This is a genomic window from Mycolicibacterium peregrinum, from assembly GCF_001665625.1.
Lineage (GTDB): Bacteria > Actinomycetota > Actinomycetes > Mycobacteriales > Mycobacteriaceae > Mycobacterium > Mycobacterium peregrinum_B.
Genome location: NZ_LZSY01000032.1, coordinates 1 through 22,807, shown reverse-complemented (window position 1 = coordinate 22,807; position 22,807 = coordinate 1). Strand labels below are relative to the sequence as shown.

Here is a 22,807-nt window from a genome sequence, read left to right as displayed (position 1 = left end):
TCGGTCGTGTGCGACCGCCTCCGTGTCCGGTTGCCGAAAGTCCAGGTCAGTCGGTGTGTCGCTATGGGGCATAGGTGTTGCAGCTACAGTGCATGGCGTGACTGCCCGCACGGCCACCAAGCCACTACTCCGCAATGCCAGAGCCTTGGCGGTATTGGCTGCGGCAATGGTCCCGGTGTTCGCCGGGTGCTCGACCGACGAGCCCGCGTCCCCGGAGGTTCCTCAGACCGAGACGCAGAGTGCCGGTGGCACAGGCAGCCACGGCCCGCACTTCCCGCACTGCGGCGGCGTGAGCGATCAGACGGTGACCGAGTTGACCCAGGTGCAGGGACTGGTCAACACCGCGACGAATTCGTCGGGCTGTCAATGGCTGCAGGGCGGCAGCATCCTGGGGCCGCACTTCTCCTTCACCTGGTTCCGGGGCAGCCCCATCGGGCGCGAACGCAAGACCGAGGAGCTGTCGCGGACCAGCGTGGAGGACATCAACATCGAGGGTCACGGCGGTTTCATCGCAGTCGGGGAGAACCCGCTCAAGGCCGGCGACGTCAACCTGTGTGAGATCGGCATCCAGTTCGACGACGATTTCATCGAGTGGTCCGTGAGCTTCGACCAGAAGCCCTATCCCGATCCGTGCGAGGTCGCCAAGGAGCTGACCCGCCAGTCGATTGTGAATTCCAAATGATGACGCGACGTGGGGTTGCCGGAGCGTTCGCGGTGCTGGCAGTGTTCGCCGGGCTGACCGGGTGCACGCGCACCGTGGACGGCGCCGCGGCCAAGGAAGGGTCCAGTGGCGGCCCCAGTAACAACAAGTCCGAGAAGACGTATCCCAACCTGCTCAAGGAATGCGACGTCCTGACCACGGACATCCTGGCCAAGACGGTGGGTGCTGACCCGCTCGACATCCAGAGCACCTTCGTCGGCGCGGTGTGCCGCTGGCAGGCGGCCAACCCGGCCGGCCTGGTCGACATCACCCGGTTCTGGTACGAGCAGGGCAGCCTGGACAACGAGCGTCAAACGGCCGAGAAGCTGCAGTACGCGATCGAGCAGCGGCGGATCGCCGGTGTCGATTCGATCGTAATGAAGCCCAACGGGCTCAACGGGGCGTGCGGTGTCGCCAGTGACGCGGCCGGCGTGGTCGGCTGGTGGGTCAATCCGCAGGCGCCCGGGATCGATGCCTGCCCGATGGCCATCAAGCTGATGGAATTGACGCTGGCCACCAACTCCTAGCGGGGTACGTGGAAGCGCACCAGTGTCGCGCCGCCGAGCGCGAGCTGGTCCCAGGGGTCTCCGGTTCGCAGCACCGCGATGGCCGATGTCGGGAACTTCAGCGAAATGCTCTCCGCCGCAGTGCGGTTGGAGCCGTCTGCCAGGCCCAGGGCAACGGCGGACATGGCCGGCTCGTGCCCGATCACCAGAACAGTCGAAGGCTCGGTACCGAAACGTGACGCGACACCGTTGATCTCGTCGATGACGGTGCCCGGCCTCGCGTCGTAGATGCGTTCGGCGTATTGCACGGGGGCTTCGATGCCGGTGCGTTCCAAGGTCTGACGGGTCCGGGTGGCTGTCGAGCACAGCACCGCGTCCACCGCGGCGAAGTTGGCCCGGATCCAGTCCCCGGCCAGCCCGGCCTCTCTGATCCCGCGCGCCGCCAACGGGCGGTCGTGGTCGGCGACCCCGTCGGGATAGTCCGACTTGGCGTGGCGCATCAGCAGCAGGGTTCTGATCGGACTGATCGAATCGGCCATTCCAACGAGGTTAGGCCATGCCGTCGTAGGTCCCCGGACTTGTCGGCCGCCAGTCCTACACTCGCCTTGCTCGGAAGATGAACCCACCGGGGTCAACACAGAGAGGACGGGGCCGATGCGTTTTCTGCATACCGCCGACTGGCAACTCGGCATGACCCGTCATTTCCTGAACGGTGAGGCCCAGCCCCGTTACTCGGCGTCGCGCCGGGAGGCCGTCGCGGCCCTCGGCCCGGTCGCCGCGGCCTCGGGTGCGGAGTTCGTCGTGGTGTCCGGTGACGTGTTCGAGCACAACCAATTGGCCCCGCGCGAGGTCAGCCTGTCGCTGGAAGCCATGCGCGGTATCGGGGTGCCGGTCTATCTGCTGCCGGGCAACCACGATCCACTCGACGCCGCGTCGGTCTACACCAGTGCGCTGTTCACCGCCGAATGCCCCGACAACGTCGTGGTGCTCGATCGCGCCGGCGTGCACGAGGTGCGCCAGGGGCTGGAGATCGTCGCGGCGCCGTGGCGGTCCAAGGTGCCCACCTCAGATCTGATCGGGGACGTGCTGGCCGATCTCCCCGCCGACGGCGTCACCCGGGTTGTGGTGGGTCACGGCGGCGTCGACATCCTCGATCCGGACAAGGACAAGCCGTCGCTGATCCGGCTGGCCGCCGTCGAGTCCGCGTTGGCGCGCGGTGCCGTGCACTATGTGGCGTTGGGGGACAAGCACTCCCGCACCGAGGTCGGTTCGACGGGCCGGGTCTGGTACTCGGGTTCACCCGAAGTGACCAACTACGACGACATCGAATCGGATCCGGGGCATGTCCTGGTGGTCGACATCGACGAGACCGCTCCGCACCGGCCGGTACGGGTGGAGTCCGAACGGGTGGGCCGGTGGCGCTTCGTCACCCTGCGCCGTGAGGTGGACACCGACCGCGACGTGGCCGACCTGGATCTGAACCTGGATCTGTTGGCGGACAAGGAACGCACCGTGGTGCGTCTGGCGTTGACGGGCTCACTGACCGTGACCGACAAGGCGGCACTCGACGCCTGTCTCGACAAGTACGCCCGGTTGTTCGCCGCGCTCACCGAGTGGGAGCGGCACACCGAGATCGCAGTATTGCCTGCCGACGGCGAATTCGACGACCTGGGTATCGGTGGTTTCGCGGCGGCCGCCGTGGACGAGTTGGTGGCCACCGCCCGTACCGAAGGAGCCGGGGCCGACGACGCCAGGGCGGCGCTCGGGCTCCTGCTGCGCCTGGTCGACCGGGGGAGTGCGGCATGAAACTGCACCGCCTGGTCCTGACCAACTACCGCGGCGTCACCCACCGCGAGATCGAATTCCCCGATCACGGTGTGGTGGTCGTCAGCGGCGCCAACGAGATCGGCAAGTCCTCGATGATCGAGGCACTGGATCTGCTGCTCGAGGCCAAAGACCGCTCGGGCAAGAAGGAAGTGAAGCAGGTCAAGCCGACGCATGCCGACGTCGGCGCCGAGGTGATGGCCGAAATATCTACCGGCCCTTACCGTTTCATGTATCGCAAGCGCTTTCACAAGCGTGCCGAGACCCAGCTGACAGTGCTGGCGCCGGTACGCGAGCAGCTCAGCGGGGACGAGGCGCACGAGCGGGTGCTGACAATGCTCGCGGAGACGGTGGACACCAGCCTGTGGCAGGCCCAGCGGGTCCTGCAATCCAGCTCGACCGCACCGGTCGACCTCTCGGGCTCGGACGCGCTGGCCCGGGCCCTGGACGTGGCCGCCGGTGAGGCGGTCGCGCTCTCCGGGGACGAGCCGCTGCTGGTCGAACGCATCGACGCGGAGTATCTGCGCTACTTCACCGCCACCGGCCGGCCCACCGGTGAGTGGGCGGCGGTGACCAAGCGGCTGGCTGCTGCCGAAGGCGAGATGGCGCAATGTGCCGCGGCGGTGGCCGAGGTCGACGACGCCGTGCGCCGGCATGCCGAGCTCAGTGCCGAGGTCACCGGACTGGCCGGTGAGCGCGAAGTGGCCCACGCCGCCCTGGTTGCGGCGCGCAAGGACGCCGAGGCGGTCGCCGTACTGGTGCAACGGCTCAAAGAGGCGGACGTGGTGGCCGAGGCCGCCCGGGTGGCGCAGGCCGCCGCGGCCGCGGCCCTCACCGAACGCCGACGGCTGCGCGCCGACCTCGACGAGCGGGCCACCACGATCACCGAACTGCAGGCCGCGCTCGGTGTGGCCGACGGTGAGTCCACCACCGCCCGTGAGGTTCACGAGGCCGCCGAGGCCGTGGCCGAACAGGCTCGGCTGGCAGCCCAGGAGCACGAAGCCAGGGTTGAGGCCGCCCGCGCCACCCTCACGCAGATGACCGACCGCGACGAGGCCGACCGGTTGGCCGCCAGGCTGAGCAAGATCGACGCCGGCGTGCGTGAACTCGACCGGATCAACCGCGACCTGACCGGGATCACGCTCGACGACGCGGGGATGCGGGCCATCGAGGCCGCCGCGGTCGCGGTGGAACGTGCTGCAGGGCAGGCCGAACTGGCTTCGGCGCGAATCGAACTCGTCGCCGTCGAGAACCTCGATGTCCGAGTGGGCACAGCCGGGGTCGCTCTGGAGGCCGGTAGTCCCTGGTCGGTCAACACCACCGCCGAGACCGAGATCGCCGTGCCCGGTGTGCTCACCGTCCGTGTGGTGCCGGGCACGCCGGCCGCGCAGACACAGGCCCGTCTCGACGAGGCGCAGAACGTGTTGACGGCTGCGCTGGCCGAGGCCGGGGTCGACGGCGTGGAAGCCGCGCGGGCCCTCGATGCCCGGCGTCGGGAACTGGTCGGCAGCCGGGATCGGTTGCGCGCCACCGTAGAAGCGCTCACGGGTGATGACCAGTTGGCGGATCTGCGGGCCCGTCTGGCGCAGCTGAGTGCCGGGCAGCCCGACGAGGCCGCGTTGTTCGAGCTGGCCGGGCCCACCGATATCGCCACCGCCCGCACTGAACTCGATACCGCGGTGAAGGCGCACCGCCAGGCCGTGGCCGACAGTGAGACCAGCCGCAAGGTGATCGCCGCGGCGGCCCAGAAGCTCACGGAGAAGTCGACCCGCTGCAGCGTGCTGCGCGAGAAGCTCACCACGGCGCAGGCCGAGCTGACCGTGGCCGGTGGCCGGTTGGAGGTCCAGCGTGCGCAGGCCGGCGACGATGAGTTGGCGGTCAAGGCTCAGGCCACCGAGGAGGAGGCCACCGCCACAGCAGGCCACGCGACCGCGCTGCGTACCGAATTGTCGGCCACCGCACCGGATTCTGTGAAGGCCGCCCTCGACGAGGCGGTCCGTCGCGCGGCGGCCCTGGATGCTCGCCACGGGGCGGCCGCTGATGCGCTGCGGGAGTTGGCTGCGCAACTCAGGGTCTACGGCACCCAGGGGCGCAAAGGGCATCTCGATGCTGCCGAGACCGAACGCGAGCACGCCCACGCCGAGTACCTCCGGGTGCACCGCCGGGCCCGGGCGGCCGAGACGCTGCGGACGGTGATGGCGCGCCACCGCGATGCCACCCGTCAGCGCTACGCCGATCCGTTCCGTCTCGAGGTGCAGCGGCTGGGCCGGCTCGTCTTCGGTGAGGATTTCGAGGTCGACGTCGACAGCGACCTCAACATCCGGACCCGCACGTTGTCCGGGCGCACGGTGCCCTACGAATCGCTGTCGGGCGGCGCCAAGGAGCAGCTGGCCATTGTCGCGCGGCTGGCCGGCGCGGCGATGGTGGCCAAGGAGGACAGTGTGCCCGTGGTCATCGACGACGCCCTCGGATTCACCGATCCGGACCGGCTGACCAAGATGGGAGCGGTATTCGACGCCGTCGGCGGAGACGGGCAGGTCATCGTGCTCACCTGCAGCCCGGAGCGTTACGCGAGCATCCAGGGCGCGCACCACATCGCCTTGACGGCCTAGAAGTAGGCGTTGGACGGAACGGGCGTGCCGTGCAACAGGTTCTGGCCGATCACCCGAGCCTTGTAGGCCACCGGGTTGTGCAGGGTGATGGTCCGGATGTTTCGCCAGTGCCGGTCCAGGTTGCGCTGCCGTGAGGCCGCACTGGCCCCACCGAGTTCCAGCAGTCGGGTGGCGGCCTCGGGTGCGACGTCGTCGAGGTGCACTTTCACTTTGGCGACCTTGAGCTGGGCTTCCGCCGCGAGCCGAAGGTCGGGCACCCCGTCGACGGCAGAATCCGTCGCCGCGCCGATCGCTGCCGCCGCGTCCAGCACGGCGGCCCTCGCGACGTAGGCCGTGCTGGCCAAGACTCCGAGTTGCCGCTGCAGCAGGGGATCGTCGGTGGGTCGTTCGGTGACGGCATGGCTGAAGTTGCGCTCGCGGGAGCGCAGCAGCGCCACGCCGTCGTCGACGACATTGGCCAGGATTCCGGCGACCACCGCGTGGATGAACAACTGCAGTGAGGCGTACTGCACGGTCGGGACCGGGTCGGCGTCATACGGGGTATCGGAGAGGATCTCGTCGGCAGCGACCGTGACATCGGTGAACGTCGTGGTGCCGGTTCCGGTGCGGCGCTGGCCGAAGCCGTCCCAGTCATCGACGAGCCGTACGCCTTCGCGGTCGGTCGGCACCAGGACGTTGGCCACCGAGTCGTGGTCGGTGGTGGCGGTCACGGTCAGGTAGTCCGAGAACAGGGTGCCGGTGCTGTAGTACTTTTCGCCGGTGAGCCGGTAGGTGCCGGCCCCGTCGGCCAGCAGCCGGGTGTTGAACACGAGGCTGCCCACGGCCAATGAGCCCTTCTCGCTGAATGCGTTACCGAAGATCTTGCCTTCGGCGATCTTGCCCAGCCAGTGCGCCGACACCGGATCCTCGGCATTGCGTAGGCGCTCCTCGGTGAACCAGAAGTGGGTCCGGAAGATGTGAGCGACGATCGGGTCGGCCTTGGCCACGTCGATCACCGCGGAAAAGAGCTGCGGCACAGTGAATCCTGAGCCGCCGAGGGACTCGGGCAGGCGCAGTGTGCCGAACCCGGCCCGCTTGAGCGCCGCGACCTGATCGAAAGGGTTCTCGTCATTCAGGTCGCGGTCCTTGGCGCCTGAGGCGATCGAGGCCAGCAGGTCATCCCATTCCGGGGTTCCGGGCCGGAGGTGGGTCACGTTCTCGACGGTGGTCATGGCACCGTTGTATCCGGACCGGCTATCGCTGGGCACGTGTTTGGATCAGCCCGAACCTAAGCCCCTCACCCGCATTCCGTAGAGATAGGTGGTCAGGTATTCGTCGATCACTTGGACCCGCACCTCGGGGGTGTCGGGAATGGTGATCAGCAGTGCGTAGAGCCCGGCGAAAAACGATGCGCCGTTGTGCAACACGTCTACCGTGTCGGGGATCTCGCCGGCGTCCCTGGCGCGCTGGAGCTCTTCGATCAATGCGACCAGCACGGGATGGTGTTCCCATTCCTCCGAGGGCGGGCGGGTCGTGGAAAAATGCAGCGCCAGAAAATCTTTGAACAGCGGACGGCCCAGCCGCCGCTCCAACTTCTCCAGCATGCGCACGGATTCGGTGAGGGTGGCGCGCACATCGTGCGGTGCGGCGAAGCGCCGGATGAGCTCGGCGGCCATCCGGGCTTCCTCGCGCTGTTCCAGCTCCACCAGGACGTGTTCCTTGGTGGGGAAGTGGAAGAAGAAGGTGCCGTGGGCGACGCCCGCGGCGGATGCGATTGCTGCGGTGTCGGCAGCGGCCATGCCCCCGCGCTTGAACTCGGCGATCGCGGCCCCGAGTAACCGTTCGCGGGTCTGCTGGCCCTTGCGGCTGCGGGGAGTGGCGTGGAGCACGGCCTCATGCTACGGCAGTAATAACTGACTGTACTCAGTTCTGGTCTTTCCTTTGAACCGTGGAGCCGCTACGGTTTCGAGTAATAGTTGATCTGACTGAAGTCAGTATTTGGAGGTCGGCGTGCAGATCCTGGAGCAGGTTCAAGACCTGCCGAAAGCCGGGAACATCAAGGCCCAGTGGGTGAGCCTGTGGACCGGACCGGCAGTCGGTGCGGTCCTGCTGGTGGCGGCGCTGGCCTTCCCCGGCTTCTGGCCACCCATGTCGCCCACCTGGAGCGCGCAGCAGGTTGCCGGTTTCTATGCCGACCACACCGCGTGGATCCGGTTCAGCCAGGTGACGTTCAACCTGTGCGGGATCCTGATCCTGCCGTTCTTCATGGTGATCGTCGTTCAGATGAAGCGGATGAAGACCCAGAGCCATGTGTTCGCCTACTGCTACCTGACTGCTGCGGTCAGCGGTGCCACGATCTTCGCGCTGTCCAACGTGTTCTTCCTGGTGGCGGCGTTTCGCCCGGACCGCAATCCCGAACTGATCATGCTGCTCAACGACCTGGCCTGGATCGTGCTGGTCGCTCCGGTGGGCATGGTGGTGTCGCAGTTCGTCTTGCTGGCGGTGGCGGTCTACTTCGACAACGGGCCCGAACCGGTGTTTCCGCGCTGGGTCGGGCACTACTCGCTGGCCACCGCGGTGGCGATGATCCCGGCGGCGGGTGCTGCGGTTTTCCACACCGGGCCGCTGGCGTGGGACGGTGTGCTGGCCTTCTGGTTGCGCAACGGTGCGTTCGCGGTCTTCGTCATCGTGATGTTCTTCGTGCTGCGCCGCGCGGTACTCAGCCAGGCTGTTCAAGACGGGGTCGTGGAAGCTCGGGTGCGGGCGTGACAGTTCAGACCGAGGCGCCGCCGGGCAGACCCGACGTGCGGCTGATGACCTGGTTCTTCCCGCTCTGGTACGGCGCCTTCGGTGTCATCATCTGCATCCTGACCCGAGTGACGCCGCCGCCGCGCCCCGATGTCACCGCTGCCGACAAGGTGGCGTTCTTCGTCGAGCACGGTCTGACCATCAAGATCGGCTTCTGTCTGCTGCTGATCCTGCTCGGCGGGGCGGCGATGACCAACGGATTGGTCGCCTACCAGATCAAGCGCATGTCGGTGGGGTCGGTGTTCGCCTACGGCTACATCGGCGGCATGGGCGTCGGCGCGCTGCCCGGGTTCTTGTTGGTATCGGTGTGCTTTCTCACGGCGGCGTTTCGGCCGGACCGTGACCCGGAACTGATCAGCCTGCTCTATGACCTCGGAATGCTTTCCTACAACGGATCATTGGGGTGTTTCACGGCGGCCTACCTGGTGTTCGCGATTGCGATCCTCTACGACAAGAACCAGATCTTCCCGGCGTGGTTCGCCTATGTGACCATCTGGCAGATCATCACCGAGGTGATCGCCACCCAGATGTTCGTGTTCGAGTCAGGGCCGTTCGCCTGGAACGGATCAATCGCCTTCTGGTGGGCGGTGGTGGTCTTCTCCGTCTGGCTGTCTGCCCTGATCGTGCTGCTCCGGCAGGCGCTCAAGCGTGAGGAAACATGCAGTGACGCAGACTGATTCGCGACCACAGGCCGCGTCGGAGCACCTGCCCGGCGACGGGCACATGTGGGTGATGGTGCTCGGTGACCTGGTCATCTTCGGTGGCTACTTCATCGTCTTCATGATCTACCGCACCATGTATCCGGACGAATTCCTGCGGGCCCAACAGCATCTCGACATCACGATCGGTGTGGCCAACACCGTGATCCTGCTGACCAGTTCCTGGTTGGTGGCCCGTGCGGTGCTGGCCGCCCGCGCCGGGCGGCACGAAACGGCGATCCGGCTCACCTACGCCGGAGGTGTCGGCGGTCTGATGTTCATGGCCTGCAAGGGTTATGAATGGGTCGTCAAGATCCGGAACGGGCACACCAATTCCGAGATGTTCTACTCGTTCTACTACGTGCTGACGGGTGTGCACCTGATCCACGTCCTGATCGGGCTCATCGTGTTGGGCGTGATCGTGCGGGAATTGCGCAATCCGTCCCGTCGTCGCGCATCGGTCGTGGAGGCGAGCGCGGTCTACTGGCACATGGTCGACCTGCTCTGGGTGATCATCTTCGGCCTGCTGTACGTGGTGAGGTGATGATGACCGACAAGGCTGTGACTCAGACGTGGCTGGTGCTGGTCGCCATCACCGTCGGATCCTGGTGGTTGGCACCGGCGCAGTATTCGGACGCGTTGCGGGCCAGCGTGCCGATCACCGCGCTGGTGCTTGCGTTGACGCTGATCAAGTCCCGTTTGATCATCCGGCAGTTCATGGAGGTCCGGACCGCGCCGAGGTGGCTCAAACTCGCCACGGACGGGTGGCTGGTGGTGCTGTTCGGAGCGATTTTCACCATCTATCTGATGTGAGCATCGCGCGGCACAATGGAGCGCAATGACCATGAACGCCAAGCGCAGGCGGGTGCACGACAAGCTGGCTTCGCTACCGGGGGTGCGCGCGGTGCGGCGCCCGGTCAGCCCTGGTTCTGACGAGCGGTTCGACCTGTTCTACGTGCGGTCCGGACGAAAATCCGCGCATCCGGTGGTGATCATCCCGGGCGGTCCCGGCGTGGCATCGATCCAGCCGTACCGCTCGTTGCGCCGGCGGGCGACTGCGGCCGGATTCGACGTGATCATGATCGAGCACCGCGGTGTCGGGATGTCGCGGCATACCGACGCGGGTGCGGATCTGCCGCCGGCGGCCATCACCGTCGAGCAGGTGGTCGACGACGTGGCCGCGGTGCTCGACGACGCGGGCGTGCACGAGGCGGTGCTGTACGGCACCTCGTACGGGAGTTACATCGCCGCCGGCTTCGGTGTCCGCCACCCGGACCGGGTCGCGGCGATGGTGCTGGACTCGCCGCTGCTGTCCACCGCCGATATCGAAGTGGTGCGCAGCGCCGTCCGCAGTCTCCTGTGGGAGGGTACGGACCCGGACACTGCGGACCTTGCGCCCAAGGTCCGGCGCCTGGTGGCCGGCGGGGCATTGGCCACCAGGGGAGGAGAACTGGCCGGTCTGCTGTACGGGTTCGGTGGCGCTGCCCTGCTGGACCGCCAACTCGATCTGCTGCTGCGCGGCCGCACGGTGGTTTGGTCGGGGCTCGCCCGGCTGAGTCGACTGTCGACGCGAAAAGCGCCGTACCGCAACGAGGTAGACCTCGTCGGGCGGATCGCCTTCCGCGAACTGAACTACGCCGGCGTGCCCGATGGCCTCCCGCTGGACCCGGCGCTGGAGATGGCCGACATGATCGGCAGCGCAAAGTTCTTCGAACCCTTCGAGGTGGAGCCCTTCGACCTGCCGGCCGAGCTACCGGACTTTCACTGGCCCACCGTCGTACTGTCCGGTGGCCGGGACCTGACCACACCGCCGGCCGTTGCGGAGCACATCGCCGAGCTGGTGCCCGGGGCCGTGCTGGTTTCCATGCCGACGGTGGTGCACAGCGTGATCGATACCAGGGAGCGTGCGGCGTTCGCAGTGATCCGTGCCGTGCGCGACGGTGTGGCCGAACAACTTTCGGCCACCGCCGACGAACTGGATGCCCTGCCCGCACGTCCTGCCATCCGGGTCGCGGTTTCGGCGATAGCGGCGGCCACGGCTGTGGAATCGGCGGTGCCGGCCGTCAATCGTCCGTGGCAATGATGACGGTGGCCGAGCCACGCGGGCGGCATACGGCAATGAACTCGTGGAACCCGCTGAGGCCGACAACCCATCCGTAGGAATGCTCGTTGCCCTCCCGCGGCACGCTCAACCGGTAGATCTCGTCGGCGGTACTCAGGATCGGCGCCGTCCACGCCATCACCAGTTCGCGCGACAGCAGGAACTCGGCGCTGACCCACGGGTTCAGGTTGGTCGCAGGCCATGACCACAGGGTTGCCACCGCGTCGGCGTGTGAACATCGCTGGAAGCCATCAGCATTGAGGGAGTCCAGCCGGTAGGGACCATGCACGGGGTCGGGTTTCCCAGTCCACGGGGAAGCGCAGTCGTGGTGGTAGCGGGGATGGGTCAGGACACTGTCGATCAGGTCGGTGCCCGACACCGCCACCGGGATCGCGAACGTCAGCAGAGCACACCAGCTGTACATACCCGGAGCCATGCGCACGGTGGTGTCGCCGATCAGTTCGACGTGCACGGGCGGCGCTACTTGAGGAAGCCGACCTTCGTATAGTCGGTGTCGGCCAGGCCGGGGGCCCCGAAATTGGCCAGGTTGCTGCGCACCGCCACGTTTCCGGGCGACTGGAACAACGGAAGGCTGAACACCTCGTCGAACAGCATCTTGTCCAACTCGTTGGCCAGGGTCAGGGCTTTGGCCGGGTCCAGCTCTTCCAGCGTCTGCTCGATCTTGGCGTCGATCTCCGGGCTGCCGATCTTGCCGAAGTTGCTGGCCCCGTCCTGCGCGTAGATCTGGGTCAGCGAGCTCAGCGGGAAAGCGTCTCCGAGGAAGGCGAACTGGGCAATGTCGAAGTCGCCCTTGATGATGTAGTTGGTGAAGAACCCGGTACCCGGCTTGGTGTCGAGCTTCAGGTTCACCCCGATCTGGCCGAGCATGTTCTGCGCGATCTGGGCCACCTGCCGGGTGCTGCCCGCGTCGTAGAACACGTTGCGGATGACGAGTTCTTTGCCGTCTTTCTCCCGGAACTGCCGTCCTTCAGGCACTTTCCAGCCCAGCGCGTCGAGTTCGGCCTTGGCTTTCTCGGGGTCGAACGCCACCGACGCGGCGTTGTCCTGGTAACCCTGCTGACCCGCGACGAAGATGTGGTTGTTCAGCGGGACCGGGTTGTCGGTGAGACCCCGCTGGGTGATGTTGGCGAGCGCCTGACGATCGATGCCCTTGGCGACGGCGCGGCGCCGCGCCGGGTCGGCCAGGATCGAGCCGGGTGCGCCGTTGAAGGTCAGGTGGTACCAGCTGGCCGACGGTGCCCGTCGGATGCTGATCCCCGCGGTCTTACGGGCGATGGTCAGTTCGTCCAGCGACGCGGTGCCGGTCGCGTCGATGGTGTTGTTCTGCAGCGCCGGGATGCGGGCGGCGTCATCGAGCACCAGGTAGGTGATGGTGTCCAGCAGCGGCGGGGTACCCCACCATTTCGGGTTGCGGCTCAACGTGATCCGCTGAGCGCCCCGGTCGATGTTGGTCACCATGAACGGGCCCGCCGACGGCCCGGGCGCAGTCAGTTGACCCTTGTTGAAGGCCTCTGGGGTGGAGGTCATGCTCTTGGGCAGCAGCCGGCCGTTGCCGGCGAACATGCCCTTCCAGTCCGCGTAGGGCTTGGCGAAGGTCATCACGGCCTGGCGGTCATCGACGCCGCGGGTCACCGAGGCCACCCGCTCGAAGCCGTTGGGCGCGGCGATGACGAACGCCGGGTCCTTGCCGCTGTTGGCCTCGGTCTGGGACTTGATGTCCTCCCAGGTGATCGGCGTGCCGTCGGTCCACACCGCCTTGGGATTGATCGTGTAGGTGACCACCTGGGGGTTGGTGCCCGTCAGTTCGACATTGGTGAAGTAGTCGGTGTTGACTGTCGCCGATCCGTCAGCGGCGATCACGAACGTGCGGGGCATGGTGGGCCTGGTGAGCGCGCCGACGTCGCCGGTGTTGCCGTCGAGGTGCAGCGGGTTGAAGTTCGAGGGGAACTCGGTCAGGGCCAGGCGCAGATTGCCGCCCTGACGCAGGTTCGCGACGTCCTGCGGATTGATGTCGTTGGTGGTGCCGACCTCGGCGTTTCCGCCGGCGGAGGGGGTCTCCCGATCACCGCCGGAACATCCGGTGAGAGCGAGGCCGGCAACAACGGTGGCGATAGCCAATCGTCGGATATTGAATCCGTTCATGCCGCCGATGCTAGAGGTACGCGGGCCGCTATGGGGTCAGGACTCGGGCAGCGCCGGTTCGACGGTTGCGTTGGAACGGCAGCCGATACCGTGGGACCCGGGTTTTTCGACGGGGGAGGCGCGGCCGTGACGGACACGACTGGCACCGATGTTCGCTGGTCGCCGGCGACGCGAATCGGTTTCCGCTTCGGGTTCTGCTACTTCGGACTTTTCGGGCTGGCTTGTTTTGTGGGGCTTACTCCGGTGTTGTTGGCGGGCGCCGGGATCCCTCTGCCGTGGTCCTCGGTTGCGGGCCTGCTTGAGGCGGTGCGTCCGTTGATCGATTGGACCGCATCCGGAGTTCTCGGACTGCGGATCGAGAGCATGCAGGTGGGCAGCGACAGTGCATTCCAGTGGACTGCACTGTTCCTGATGCTGGTGGTCTCCACGGTTGCGACTGTCGTCTGGTCGGTACTTGACCGTCATCGCGACAACTACGCGCGCTTGGCTGCCTGGCTCACCCTGTACCTGCGATTCGTACTGGCCACGGCGATGTTCTATTTCGGGATGGCCAAGGCCATTCCCACCCAGATGCCGTTTGTGCTGAACCGTCTGGTCGAGCCCTTCGGCAACTTCAGCCCACAGGGTGTGTTGTGGTCGCAGGTGAGCATCTCGCAGCCTTACCAGATCGCACTGGGGTCGGCCGAGCTGCTGGCCGGAGTATTACTGCTGATCCCGAGGGCGGTGCCGGCCGGCGCCTTGTTGGCAGCGATCGACATGTCGCAGGTCTTCCTGCTCAACATGACCTACGACATCCGACTCAAGACCGTGTCGTCGATGCTGCTGCTGATGAGCCTGTTCCTGCTGGCGCCCTACGCCGCGCGGCTGGCGGCGGTGCTGTTCTCTGATCGCGCCGTTCCCGCGGCGAGCACACCCCAGCTGTTCACCTCGGGACGGGCCAACCGAATCGCGTTGGTGGCCCAGCTATTGGTCGGTGCGATGCTGTTCGGTGTCACTGCGGCGCAGAACTGGCAACAGTGGGCCAGACCGGTTCCCGAGCTCTACGGCATCTACCGCGTCGACGGCTTCTCGGCCGAGGGCTACCGGCGTGATCCGCTGCTGACCGACGAATTACAATGGCGTCGAGTGATTTTCGACCGTTCGTTCAACCTTGCCGACCCGATGCGGCTGACCATCCAGCACATGGACGACTCGTTCGAGGAATACGGCGGCACGATCGATGCGAGTCGGCATTTCATCGACTTGAATCACTACATCGAGCTGGGAACCTCCAGGCAGACGCCGGTGCGGGTGCGCCTGACCTACTGGTGGCCGGGACCCGACCGCTTGGTGATCGACGCCGACGACTACGCCGGACACCGCATTCACGCCTGGTGCACCAAGGTGGATCCGAACTCGTTTCCGTTGGTGGAGAGGGGCTTCAGTTGGGTCCGCGAGACTCCGTACAACAGGTGAACTCAGTCGGCCGGCTTTGGTTGCGGCACGGCGGCCAGCAGCTTGCGGGTGTACGCGTGCTGCGGGTTGGCGAGCACCTCCTCGCCTGAGCCCTGTTCGACGACGGCGCCCTTGTACATCACCGCGACATCGTGGGCCAGGTGTTTGACCACCGACAGGTCGTGGGAGACGAACAGGTAGGCCAGGCCGAACTGGTCCTGCAGGTCCAGCAGCAGGTTGATGATCCCGGCCTGGATCGAGACGTCCAGCGCGGAGACCGGCTCGTCGAGCGCGATGATCTTGGGCTGCAGGGCCAGGGCACGGGCGATCCCGATGCGCTGCTTCTGTCCCCCGGAGAACTCGGCCGGGTAGCGGGCGGCGTCGGCGCGTCGCAGGCCCACCAACTCGAGCAGCTCGGCCACCCGTCCGTCGATGCGCGGTTTGTCGAAGCCATTGGCGGTCAACGGCTCTGCCAACACATCCGAGACCGGCAACCGCGGGTCCAGTGAAGCCACGGGGTCCTGGAACACCACTTGAAGGTCGGTTCGCAGGGTACGCCGCGTCTTGCGGTCCAGGGTGGCCACGTCCGAGCCGAGCACTTCTATCGAGCCCGATTGCGGTGCAGACAGATTCAGGATCTCGTGCAGGGTGGTGGATTTTCCCGATCCGGACTCGCCGACGATGCCGAGGGTGCGGCCGCTGCGCAGGTCGAAGCTGACCTTGTCGACCGCGCGGACCTCACCGACCTGCCTGCGCAGCACCACGCCTTTGGTGAGCTTGTAGGTCTTGGTCAGCTCGCGCACCCGCAGTACCACATCGGCGTCGCCGGAAAGCTTCTCCGGGGCGGTGACGTCGGTCTCGGGGCCGCCCGCCAACCCGTAGATCTCGGCGGCACTGCGCCCACTCACCTGATCGGTGCGGATGCAGGCTGCATGGTGATCCGGCGCCAGCTCGATGAGTTCTGGCTCGGCGGCCAGACATTCGTCGATGGCCAGCGGGCAGCGGGGCGCGAACGGGCAGCCGGTCGGTACCGTCGTGAGCGACGGCGGTGCACCAGGGATGGGGACCAGACGCGTGCCCTGCGAGGCATCCAGGCGTGGCACCGAGCCGAGTAGGCCGACGGTGTAGGGCATCCGGGCGTTCTCGTACAGCTTGGCCACCGGAGCGTCCTCGACGGCCCGTCCGGCGTACATCACGAGTGCCCGGTCGGCGAATTCGGCGACCACACCGAGGTCGTGGGTGATGATGAGCACCCCGGCGCCGGTGACGTCGCGCGCGGTCTTGAGCACGTCGAGGATCTGGGCCTGGACCGTGACGTCGAGGGCGGTGGTGGGCTCATCGCAGATCAGCAGATCAGGATCGTTGGCGATGGCGATGGCGATGACCACCCGCTGGCGTTCGCCGCCGGACAACTCGTGCGGGAACGAGCGGGCGCGTTGTTCCGGCTGGGCGATCCCGACCAGCTCCAGCAGTTCGACGGCCCGGGACCGCGCCGCGCGCCGCCCCAGATCGCGGTTGTGGGCTTCGAGCGCCTCGGCGATCTGATCACCCACGGTGTAGACCGGCGTGAGTGCGGACATCGGGTCCTGGAACACCGTGCCGACGGTGTTGCCCCGGACCCGTGACAGCTGCGCGTCGGACAACCCGATCAGTTCCTCGCCACGCAGCCGCACCGATCCGGACACCTCGGCGAACTCGGGCAGCAACCCGATCACCGCCATGGCACTGGCCGATTTCCCGGCACCGGACTCGCCGACGAGCGCGACCACCTCACCGGAATCCACATGGAAGTTCAGGCCCCGCACCGCGTGTACCGCGTCGGTGTCGGTAGGGAAGTCCACCGTCAGATCAGATACCTCGAGTAGCCGGCTCATCGGGTGCCGCCCTTCCGCCGACTCCGCCGTCGCAACCGGCCGCTGCCCGGGTCGAGGGCGTCGCGGAGGCCGTCTCCGATCAGGTTGGCGCACAGGATGATCAGTACCAATACCCCGGCCGGGAACAAGAACACCCAGGGGAAGGTGGTGGCGGACTTGGTGCCGTCGGCGATCAGCGTGCCCAGCGAGACGTCGGGGGCCTGGATGCCGAATCCCAGGTAGCTCAAACCGGTTTCGGACAGGATCGCCACTCCCACGTTGAGCGCGGTGTCGATGATCAGGATGGACGCCACGTTCGGCAGGATGTGCCGCACGATGATGCGCGCGCTGCTGACACCCATATAGCGGGCAGCCAAGACGAATTCGCGCTCCCGCAGGCTCAGCGTCATCCCGCGCACGATGCGGGAGCTGATCATCCAGCTGAACGCCGAGAGCAGCACGATCAGCCAGAACACCCGATCGGACTGGCTCAACCGGGGCGTGACGATCGCGATCAGGATGAAGCTGGGCACCACCAGCAACACGTCGACGATCCACATGAGCGTGCGGTCGCGCCAGCCGCCGAAATATCCGGCGACCGAGCCGACCGTGGCGGCGATGACGGTCGAGATGAACGCCACGCACACACCGATGAGCATGGATTTCTGCATGCCGCGCAGGGTTTGGGCGAAGATGTCCTGCCCGAGTGCGTTCGTGCCGAACCAGTGGTCGGTCGACGGCGGCTCCTGCAGCGCGTAGTAATCGAGGTCCGAATAGCTGTAGGGGAGCACCGAAGGCAGCGCGTAGCAGGCCACGAACATGATCACCAGCAGTGTCAGCGACACCACGGCGGGCCAGTTGCGCAGGAACCGGCGGAACACGAGGGTGCGCCGGGTGGCGAATTCCTCGGTGTGCAGGCCCGAGCGGGCCGCGGCGGCATCCCCGGTGGGAGCAGACGTCTGGGTCATGTGACTCGCACCCTCGGGTCGAGCATCGCGTAGATGACGTCGGAGAGCAGGCCGGCGACCAGGATCACGGTCCCGGTGAACACCGTGATCGCCGCGATGATGTTGGTGTCCTGGGTGGCGATGCCCTGCACCACCCATTCGCCCATCCCGTGCCAGCCGAAGATCTTCTCGACGAACACCGAACCGGTTACCAGCCCGGCCACCCCGTAGGCGAACAGGGTGGCCATCGGAATGAGTGCGGTCCGCAGCCCGTGTTTGAACAGGGCGCGACGTCGGGTCAGCCCCTTGGCCCGGGCGGTGCGGATGAAGTCCTGGCCGAGCACGTCGAGCATCGCGTTGCGCTGGTACCGGCTGTAGCCGGCGATGGCCATCAGGGCCAGGGTGAACGTCGGCAGCACGAGGTGCTGCAGCCGGTCGACGAACTGGTCCCAGGCGCCGCCGACGGGCACCGGCGCCGTTTCCCCCGTGTACTCGAAAATTTGCACGCCGAGAATCGAGTTCACGTTGAGTGCGGCCAGGATCAGCATGTTGGCGATCACGAAGGACGGCGTGCTGATCACCAGTAGGGACAGCACGGTGATGACGCGGTCCGACAGCCGGTACTGGCGGATCGCTCCCCACGCGCCGACCACCACGCCGATCACCGCGCCCGAGATCGCGCCGATGACGAGCAGGCGCAGGGTCACCCCGATGCGTCGCCACAACTCGTCGACCACCGGCTGGCCGGTCACCGTGGTTCCGAAGTCGCCGCGGACCGCGTCGGCTGCCCAGTTCGCATAGCGGAGCGGAATGGGCTGGTCGAGGCCGAGTTCAGCGGCTTTGGCGTCGATCGCGGATTGCGGCGGCCGCGGATTGCGCTGCTCGAGGCTGTCGAGGGGTTTGAAGTTCAGCGACGTCAGCGTGAACGTCAGGAACGATGCCAGGGCCAGCAACACGATGTAGTTGAGCAGCCGGCGCGCCAGAAAGCGCGTCATCCGGTTGTTCCTGCCCACGGCTGCATGCCAGACAGGGTAGAGCAGCCGGGCACCGGAACCCGGTCATCGCGGTGATGTGAGGTTCGGCGCGCCCCGCGCTCGATGGGTAACTGGTAGTCGGCTCACAGCTTCGGCATAGCAATCAGGCGTTCACTGAAATACATGAAGGTCAGCGGACTGAAGAATGTGAAAGTGATCGCTGCGGTCGCCGGTGGTGCGGCCGTGGTGGGGCTGGGCGTGTTCGGAGCGGTCTCGGACGTTCACTCGGGGGCCGGCGAGTCCCTGGCTTCCGGATCCCACATGAACGTCGGCCAGACCAGCACGGAGACGACGCCTCCGACTGCACCGCAGGTTTCGATGGCAGTGCCTGCGATGAGGGGCTACACGCCGCCGTCCGGGTTCGCCGTCACGCACTGATCACTGCGCAAAGTGCCGGGTAGTGGTTTCACCGCCACCCGCCGTGGCTATACGTCGCGCGGAGGTGAGCGCATTGGGTAGCGCGAAGGAAAACATTCAGCGAAATCTGAAATTGGTCACTGCCGGAATGGGCGCGATCGGTGGGTTAGCTACCGCCGTGCTCGGAGTCGCGATGGGCGGAGGCGTCGCCGGAGCCCAGCAGCGGGAGGAACCACCTGTCATCACCACTGGACAAACGGTTACCGAGACGACTCCGCCGACAGCCCCTGAGACCTCGAAGGGCACTCCGTCGGTCTCGGCGACCACCCCGTCGGGGTTTGCCACGCCACACTGATCGCGGCTGATCTCGCCGACCGGGGCCTGCGAAGTCGGGTTTACCTCGCCCGCAGGCCCCGGTAGGGAGGTCTCTGTGACAGGAGACGAACGCAACAAGCGGACCAAGTACGCGATGGCCGGTGTCGGGGCGATCGCACTTGCAGCGATGGGCGCATTCGGTGCGATGGTGGCCGAGGCGCCGAGCAGTGGCGCGGTCCCGGCCGTCAATGTTGGTGAAACCGTAACGAAGACAACGGCTCCCACCGAACTCGAGACATCGTTCGCCAAGCCGAAGGTGAAGGTGGACCTGCCCGACGGGTACGGCAACGGCTAGGGGCGGGGTGCCTCGCCGATGCTGGTGACAGTCGGCTTGTCCGTCGATGCCGACCCGGTGCGGGTGGCTCGGATCAGGACCCGGTCGTTGACTCCGTACAGCGGTTTGACGGCATCAGGCAGGGCGTAGCTCTGGGTGAATCCGTCGTTGCTGCGCACCGTGACCGACGTTGCGGACAGCTCGGTGATCGTGCCGGTTTGAAACAGCGTCGTACGGTAGCCGCCGCCTTCGGTCAGCACGGCCTCGCTGTGGATCGTGGCGGGATCGGTCCCGTCGTGGGGTTGTCCGTCCATTCCCGGCCCGCCCATCCAGCGCGGGGGCCCGCCCTCTGCATTGGGCGGACCGTGGTGGCCAGGGCCCTGCGTATCGGTGGCGGCATACACCGCCGCGCCGCCGAGCCCAGCAATGGCCGCCGCGATGCCGACTGAGGCAACAGCGGGTCGGATGCTCATATGGTCCACGTTGCCGGGGCCGGCTGTGTGCCGGCTGTGTGCGGGCTCTGGCGCAGATGTGGCGCTGTTTCACAGCCGGCACATAGAAAGCGCTCAGTCGGGGCCTAACGAACGGACGAATAATGAGCGGGTGAGCAGCACGACCAATGGCACCGATTCCGAGTCCGGGCGCGCCGTCATGCGCCGCGCCGATGGCAATCCGATCCAGGTCCTGGTAGTCGACGACGAACCCGTACTGGCGGAACTGGTGTCGATGGCGCTGCGCTATGAGGGCTGGGACATCGCGACGGCAGGTGACGGCGCGAGCGCCATCGCCGCTGCCCGGGACAGCCCGCCCGATGTGGTCGTCCTCGACGTGATGCTGCCCGACATGAGTGGTCTGGACGTCCTGCGCAAACTGCGGGAACAGATTCCCGGCCTGCCTCTGCTGCTGCTGACCGCCAAGGATTCGGTGGAGGACCGCATCGCGGGCCTCACCGCCGGCGGCGACGACTACGTCACCAAACCGTTCAGCCTCGAGGAAGTGGTGCTGCGGTTGCGGGCACTGCTGCGGCGCACCGGAGTCACCAGTGAGGACGGCGGCGCCAAGATCGTCGTCGGCGATCTCGTGCTCGACGAGGACAGCCATGAGGTGACCCGGGCCGGTGATCCGATCACCCTGACCGCCACCGAGTTCGAACTCCTGCGCTTCATGATGCGCAACGCCAAGCGGGTCCTGAGCAAGGCCCAGATCCTCGACCGGGTGTGGAGCTACGACTTCGGCGGCCGGTCCAACATCGTCGAGCTGTACGTCTCGTATCTGCGCAAGAAGATCGACAGCGGACGGGAACCGATGATCCACACGCTGCGCGGTGCGGGTTATGTCCTCCGGCCCGCGCGCTGAGGTGACGGCCGGGGCAAGCGTCACCCGCTGGTGGTCACCGCGGACCTGGACGCTGCGGGCCCGGCTGGTGGTCACCCAGGTGGCCCTGCTGGCGGTGGTGTGCGCCAGTATCGGAGTGGCGACAGAGTTTGCGCTGCAACGGTTTTTGATGAACCAGCTCGACGATCAACTGATCGAGGCCGGCCGCCGCTCGGCTGCCATCTTCGAATTGCCGCCGCCACCACCGGGAACCCCACCCCCGCCGGGAATGCACCGTCATCACCGGGTTCCGTTCGACCCTGAGGAGGGGCCGGGACCCGGATTCCTCAATGCCCCGGGGCAGGCCGCCCGCACGGTCGGAGCGGTGGTGGCGCCGAACCGTCCGGTGGACGCAGGGGTCATCACCGCCGACGGCGACCGCGTCGAGGTCAGTGCGGCCGCGGCCGTCCAGCTGTCCCAGGTGCCGGCGACCCGGGAACCCGAAACCGTGGACCTCGACGGACTGGGCCGCTACCGGCTCATCGGCCTGCACCCGCGTCACGGCGGCCCGCAGACCATCGTGACCGGGCTGCCGACGGCCGTCGTCGACGACACTCTGCTGTGGGTCCTCGGCATGTTCTGTGTACTGGCCGCCATCGCGCTCATCGCCGCGACGACAGCGGGCATCCTGATCCTGCGGCGCCAACTCGCCCCGCTGTCTCGCGTCTCGGCGGCGGCACGCCGGGTGGCCGATCTCGAACTCGACCGCGGCGAGGTGGAGTTGCCGACACCGATCGTGCCGGTCGACCCCGCCAGTGCCCACACGGAGGTGGGTCAGCTCGGTACCTCGCTGAACCGGATGCTCGACCGCATCGCCAGCGCGCTGTCGGCCCGGCACGCCAGTGAGACGCGGGTGCGTCAATTCGTCGCCGACGCCAGCCATGAGTTGCGAACGCCCCTGGCGGCGATCCGGGGCTATACCGAGCTGGCCCAGCGCAAACGTGATGACCTGCCCGCCGACGTGGCCCATGCGATGAACCGGGTGGAGTCCGAGACCACGCGGATGACGCAACTGGTCGAGGACATGCTGCTGTTGGCGCGCCTCGATGCCGGCCGGCCTCTGGAGCGCGACAGCGTGGATCTGTCCAGGCTGATCGTCGACTCGGTGAGTGACGCCCACATCGCCGGCCCGGACCATCAGTGGGCGTTGGATCTACCCGAGGAACCGGTGGTGGTTGAAGGCGACGAGGCCAGGCTGCACCAGGTGCTGGCCAACCTGCTGGCCAACGCCCGAACACACACCCCGTCGGGCACCTCGGTCACGGTGTCGCTGAAACCCGACCGGGATGCGGTGCTGCTGAGCGTCGCAGACGACGGTCCTGGCATACCCGCAACACTGCTGCCCGACGTGTTCGAACGGTTCGCCCGCGGAGACTCGTCGCGGTCACGAAGGGAGGGCAGCACCGGGTTGGGGCTGGCGATCGTGGCCGCGGTGCTCAAGGCGCACGGCGGCACCATCGCGGTGAGCAGTACCGCGGGCTCGACCGAATTCGTGGTGCGGCTGCCGGTCGTCAGCTCACAGGGCACGCACAGGACGGACCAATCCGGCACCTAGCGGCCACGGCAACGATGAGAACGTGACCCTTGTTGCCGCGCATCCCGCTGCCGAGGTGCCGGCGGCGACACCCGAGGAGTCGAAGCCCCGCAACTCGACCCCGATCACCCAGCGCATCGCGGTGGGCCTGCTGTTGGCCGGCACCGCGGTGCTCTACCTGTGGAACCTGTCGATCAGCGGGTGGGCCAACGCGTTCTACTCGGCCGCCGCGCA

24 protein-coding genes are annotated in these 22,807 nt (G+C 66.8%); 15 read left to right on the top strand and 9 right to left on the bottom strand.

Annotated features, from left to right (window positions below; translation table 11 throughout):
• Nucleotides 1-88 precede the first annotated feature (88 nt).
• Together A5779_RS05180 and A5779_RS05175 are read left to right on the top strand one after the other, a co-directional pair.
• Nucleotides 89-682: a DUF3558 domain-containing protein gene (locus A5779_RS05180; protein ID WP_082941536.1), complete on the top strand. Its 594-nt coding sequence runs from the start codon at nt 89-91 to the stop codon at nt 680-682.
• Nucleotides 682-1,227, top strand: coding sequence for a DUF3558 domain-containing protein (locus tag A5779_RS05175; protein ID WP_064879638.1), 546 nt, complete (start codon nt 682-684; stop codon nt 1,225-1,227). Before A5779_RS05180 ends, A5779_RS05175 begins: the two co-directional genes overlap by 1 nt.
• Here the strand turns inward: A5779_RS05175 and A5779_RS05170 are convergent.
• Nucleotides 1,224-1,745: a SixA phosphatase family protein gene (locus A5779_RS05170; protein ID WP_207549029.1), complete on the bottom strand. Its 522-nt coding sequence runs from the start codon at nt 1,743-1,745 to the stop codon at nt 1,224-1,226. The genes A5779_RS05175 and A5779_RS05170 overlap by 4 nt on opposite strands.
• 115 nt (nt 1,746-1,860) lie before the next feature.
• On the opposite strand from A5779_RS05170, the gene A5779_RS05165 reads away from it, so the two are divergent.
• Nucleotides 1,861-3,012 (top strand): metallophosphoesterase family protein, encoded by a 1,152-nt coding sequence (locus A5779_RS05165; RefSeq protein ID WP_064879636.1) that lies wholly within the window; start codon nt 1,861-1,863, stop codon nt 3,010-3,012.
• A complete protein-coding gene (locus tag A5779_RS05160) occupies nt 3,009-5,642 on the top strand; it encodes an AAA family ATPase (RefSeq protein WP_064879634.1) in 2,634 nt (877 codons plus the stop codon). Before A5779_RS05165 ends, A5779_RS05160 begins: the two co-directional genes overlap by 4 nt.
• Here A5779_RS05160 and A5779_RS05155 read toward each other — a convergent pair.
• Together A5779_RS05155 and A5779_RS05150 are read right to left on the bottom strand one after the other, a co-directional pair.
• Nucleotides 5,639-6,853 (bottom strand): acyl-CoA dehydrogenase family protein, encoded by a 1,215-nt coding sequence (locus tag A5779_RS05155; RefSeq protein WP_064879632.1) that lies wholly within the window; start codon nt 6,851-6,853, stop codon nt 5,639-5,641. The two genes, A5779_RS05160 and A5779_RS05155, sit on opposite strands and share 4 nt — an antisense overlap.
• A 45-nt stretch (nt 6,854-6,898) precedes the next feature.
• Nucleotides 6,899-7,510, bottom strand: coding sequence for a TetR/AcrR family transcriptional regulator (locus A5779_RS05150; protein ID WP_064879630.1), 612 nt, complete (start codon nt 7,508-7,510; stop codon nt 6,899-6,901).
• 121 nt (nt 7,511-7,631) lie between these two features.
• Here A5779_RS05150 and A5779_RS05145 point away from each other — a divergent pair, with 121 nt between their 5' ends.
• From A5779_RS05145 to A5779_RS05125, 5 genes are read left to right on the top strand one after another with little or no spacing between them, the layout of a single operon-like run.
• On the top strand, nt 7,632-8,390 hold the full coding sequence (locus A5779_RS05145; RefSeq protein ID WP_064879682.1) for a hypothetical protein: 759 nt from the start codon (nt 7,632-7,634) through the stop codon (nt 8,388-8,390).
• A 44-nt stretch (nt 8,391-8,434) separates the two neighbouring features.
• Nucleotides 8,435-9,106: a hypothetical protein gene (locus A5779_RS05140; RefSeq protein ID WP_234789915.1), complete on the top strand. Its 672-nt coding sequence runs from the start codon at nt 8,435-8,437 to the stop codon at nt 9,104-9,106.
• Between the two features lie 46 nt (nt 9,107-9,152).
• The gene (locus A5779_RS05135) at nt 9,153-9,671 is read left to right on the top strand and encodes a cytochrome c oxidase subunit 3 (protein ID WP_236734655.1); all 519 of its coding nucleotides are present in this window, start codon (nt 9,153-9,155) and stop codon (nt 9,669-9,671) included.
• A 2-nt stretch (nt 9,672-9,673) separates the two neighbouring features.
• Nucleotides 9,674-9,940: a cytochrome C oxidase subunit IV family protein gene (locus A5779_RS05130; RefSeq protein WP_064879680.1), complete on the top strand. Its 267-nt coding sequence runs from the start codon at nt 9,674-9,676 to the stop codon at nt 9,938-9,940.
• Nucleotides 9,941-9,965: 25 nt separating this feature from the next.
• A complete protein-coding gene (locus A5779_RS05125) occupies nt 9,966-11,210 on the top strand; it encodes an alpha/beta hydrolase (RefSeq protein ID WP_064879626.1) in 1,245 nt (414 codons plus the stop codon).
• Here the strand turns inward: A5779_RS05125 and A5779_RS05120 are convergent.
• Together A5779_RS05120 and A5779_RS05115 are read right to left on the bottom strand one after the other, a co-directional pair.
• Nucleotides 11,191-11,700, bottom strand: a complete 510-nt coding sequence (locus A5779_RS05120; protein ID WP_064879624.1) for a hypothetical protein — start codon at nt 11,698-11,700, stop codon at nt 11,191-11,193. The genes A5779_RS05125 and A5779_RS05120 overlap by 20 nt on opposite strands.
• Nucleotides 11,701-11,708: 8 nt before the next feature.
• On the bottom strand, nt 11,709-13,391 hold the full coding sequence (locus A5779_RS05115) for an oligopeptide ABC transporter substrate-binding protein OppA (RefSeq protein ID WP_064879622.1): 1,683 nt from the start codon (nt 13,389-13,391) through the stop codon (nt 11,709-11,711).
• Nucleotides 13,392-13,481: 90 nt separating this feature from the next.
• On the opposite strand from A5779_RS05115, the gene A5779_RS05110 reads away from it, so the two are divergent.
• Complete coding sequence (locus A5779_RS05110) at nt 13,482-14,846, top strand: hypothetical protein (protein WP_064879620.1); 1,365 nt, start codon at nt 13,482-13,484, stop codon at nt 14,844-14,846.
• A 2-nt stretch (nt 14,847-14,848) separates the two neighbouring features.
• On the opposite strand, the gene A5779_RS05105 is transcribed toward A5779_RS05110, so the two are convergent.
• The 3 genes from A5779_RS05105 to A5779_RS05095 are packed head-to-tail and all read right to left on the bottom strand — an operon-like array spanning nt 14,849 to nt 18,620.
• Nucleotides 14,849-16,699: an oligopeptide ABC transporter ATP-binding protein OppD gene (locus tag A5779_RS05105; RefSeq protein WP_064879618.1), complete on the bottom strand. Its 1,851-nt coding sequence runs from the start codon at nt 16,697-16,699 to the stop codon at nt 14,849-14,851.
• On the bottom strand, nt 16,696-17,646 hold the full coding sequence (locus tag A5779_RS05100) for an oligopeptide ABC transporter permease OppC (protein WP_064879616.1): 951 nt from the start codon (nt 17,644-17,646) through the stop codon (nt 16,696-16,698). The genes A5779_RS05105 and A5779_RS05100 overlap by 4 nt, the downstream gene beginning before the upstream one ends.
• Nucleotides 17,643-18,620, bottom strand: coding sequence for an oligopeptide ABC transporter permease OppB (locus A5779_RS05095; RefSeq protein WP_064879614.1), 978 nt, complete (start codon nt 18,618-18,620; stop codon nt 17,643-17,645). Before A5779_RS05095 ends, A5779_RS05100 begins: the two co-directional genes overlap by 4 nt.
• Nucleotides 18,621-18,782: 162 nt before the next feature.
• Between A5779_RS05095 and A5779_RS05090 the strand changes: the two genes are divergently transcribed.
• Both A5779_RS05090 and A5779_RS05085 read left to right on the top strand, forming a co-directional pair.
• Nucleotides 18,783-19,037: a hypothetical protein gene (locus tag A5779_RS05090; protein WP_064879612.1), complete on the top strand. Its 255-nt coding sequence runs from the start codon at nt 18,783-18,785 to the stop codon at nt 19,035-19,037.
• Nucleotides 19,038-19,446: 409 nt separating this feature from the next.
• On the top strand, nt 19,447-19,686 hold the full coding sequence (locus A5779_RS05085; protein ID WP_055116241.1) for a hypothetical protein: 240 nt from the start codon (nt 19,447-19,449) through the stop codon (nt 19,684-19,686).
• Here the strand turns inward: A5779_RS05085 and A5779_RS05080 are convergent.
• Nucleotides 19,683-20,138, bottom strand: coding sequence for a hypothetical protein (locus A5779_RS05080; protein ID WP_064879610.1), 456 nt, complete (start codon nt 20,136-20,138; stop codon nt 19,683-19,685). The genes A5779_RS05085 and A5779_RS05080 overlap by 4 nt on opposite strands.
• Nucleotides 20,139-20,316: 178 nt before the next feature.
• On the opposite strand from A5779_RS05080, the gene A5779_RS05075 reads away from it, so the two are divergent.
• The 3 genes from A5779_RS05075 to A5779_RS05065 form a co-directional block, all read left to right on the top strand.
• Nucleotides 20,317-21,021, top strand: a complete 705-nt coding sequence (locus A5779_RS05075) for a response regulator transcription factor (protein ID WP_064879676.1) — start codon at nt 20,317-20,319, stop codon at nt 21,019-21,021.
• The gene (locus A5779_RS05070; RefSeq protein ID WP_064879608.1) at nt 20,999-22,594 is read left to right on the top strand and encodes a sensor histidine kinase; all 1,596 of its coding nucleotides are present in this window, start codon (nt 20,999-21,001) and stop codon (nt 22,592-22,594) included. Before A5779_RS05075 ends, A5779_RS05070 begins: the two co-directional genes overlap by 23 nt.
• Nucleotides 22,595-22,616: 22 nt before the next feature.
• Nucleotides 22,617-22,807, top strand: a 191-nt coding sequence (locus A5779_RS05065; RefSeq protein ID WP_131811564.1) for a hypothetical protein, incomplete at its 3' end; no start/stop codon positions are given.

Coding starts and splice junctions, on each gene's coding strand:
- A5779_RS05105 (WP_064879618.1), bottom strand. CDS start 16,699: ATGAGCCGGCTACTCGAGGTATCTGATCTGACGGTGGACTTCCCTACC.
- A5779_RS05075 (WP_064879676.1), top strand. CDS start 20,317: ATGCGCCGCGCCGATGGCAATCCGATCCAGGTCCTGGTAGTCGACGAC.
- A5779_RS05155 (WP_064879632.1), bottom strand. CDS start 6,853: ATGACCACCGTCGAGAACGTGACCCACCTCCGGCCCGGAACCCCGGAA.
- A5779_RS05125 (WP_064879626.1), top strand. CDS start 9,966: ATGACCATGAACGCCAAGCGCAGGCGGGTGCACGACAAGCTGGCTTCG.
- A5779_RS05135 (WP_236734655.1), top strand. CDS start 9,153: ATGTGGGTGATGGTGCTCGGTGACCTGGTCATCTTCGGTGGCTACTTC.
- A5779_RS05090 (WP_064879612.1), top strand. CDS start 18,783: ATGAAGGTCAGCGGACTGAAGAATGTGAAAGTGATCGCTGCGGTCGCC.
- A5779_RS05080 (WP_064879610.1), bottom strand. CDS start 20,138: ATGAGCATCCGACCCGCTGTTGCCTCAGTCGGCATCGCGGCGGCCATT.
- A5779_RS05130 (WP_064879680.1), top strand. CDS start 9,674: ATGACCGACAAGGCTGTGACTCAGACGTGGCTGGTGCTGGTCGCCATC.
- A5779_RS05100 (WP_064879616.1), bottom strand. CDS start 17,646: ATGACCCAGACGTCTGCTCCCACCGGGGATGCCGCCGCGGCCCGCTCG.
- A5779_RS05095 (WP_064879614.1), bottom strand. CDS start 18,620: ATGACGCGCTTTCTGGCGCGCCGGCTGCTCAACTACATCGTGTTGCTG.
- A5779_RS05160 (WP_064879634.1), top strand. CDS start 3,009: ATGAAACTGCACCGCCTGGTCCTGACCAACTACCGCGGCGTCACCCAC.
- A5779_RS05115 (WP_064879622.1), bottom strand. CDS start 13,391: ATGAACGGATTCAATATCCGACGATTGGCTATCGCCACCGTTGTTGCC.
- A5779_RS05175 (WP_064879638.1), top strand. CDS start 682: ATGACGCGACGTGGGGTTGCCGGAGCGTTCGCGGTGCTGGCAGTGTTC.
- A5779_RS05170 (WP_207549029.1), bottom strand. CDS start 1,745: ATGGCCGATTCGATCAGTCCGATCAGAACCCTGCTGCTGATGCGCCAC.
- A5779_RS05070 (WP_064879608.1), top strand. CDS start 20,999: ATGTCCTCCGGCCCGCGCGCTGAGGTGACGGCCGGGGCAAGCGTCACC.
- A5779_RS05165 (WP_064879636.1), top strand. CDS start 1,861: ATGCGTTTTCTGCATACCGCCGACTGGCAACTCGGCATGACCCGTCAT.
- A5779_RS05140 (WP_234789915.1), top strand. CDS start 8,435: ATGACCTGGTTCTTCCCGCTCTGGTACGGCGCCTTCGGTGTCATCATC.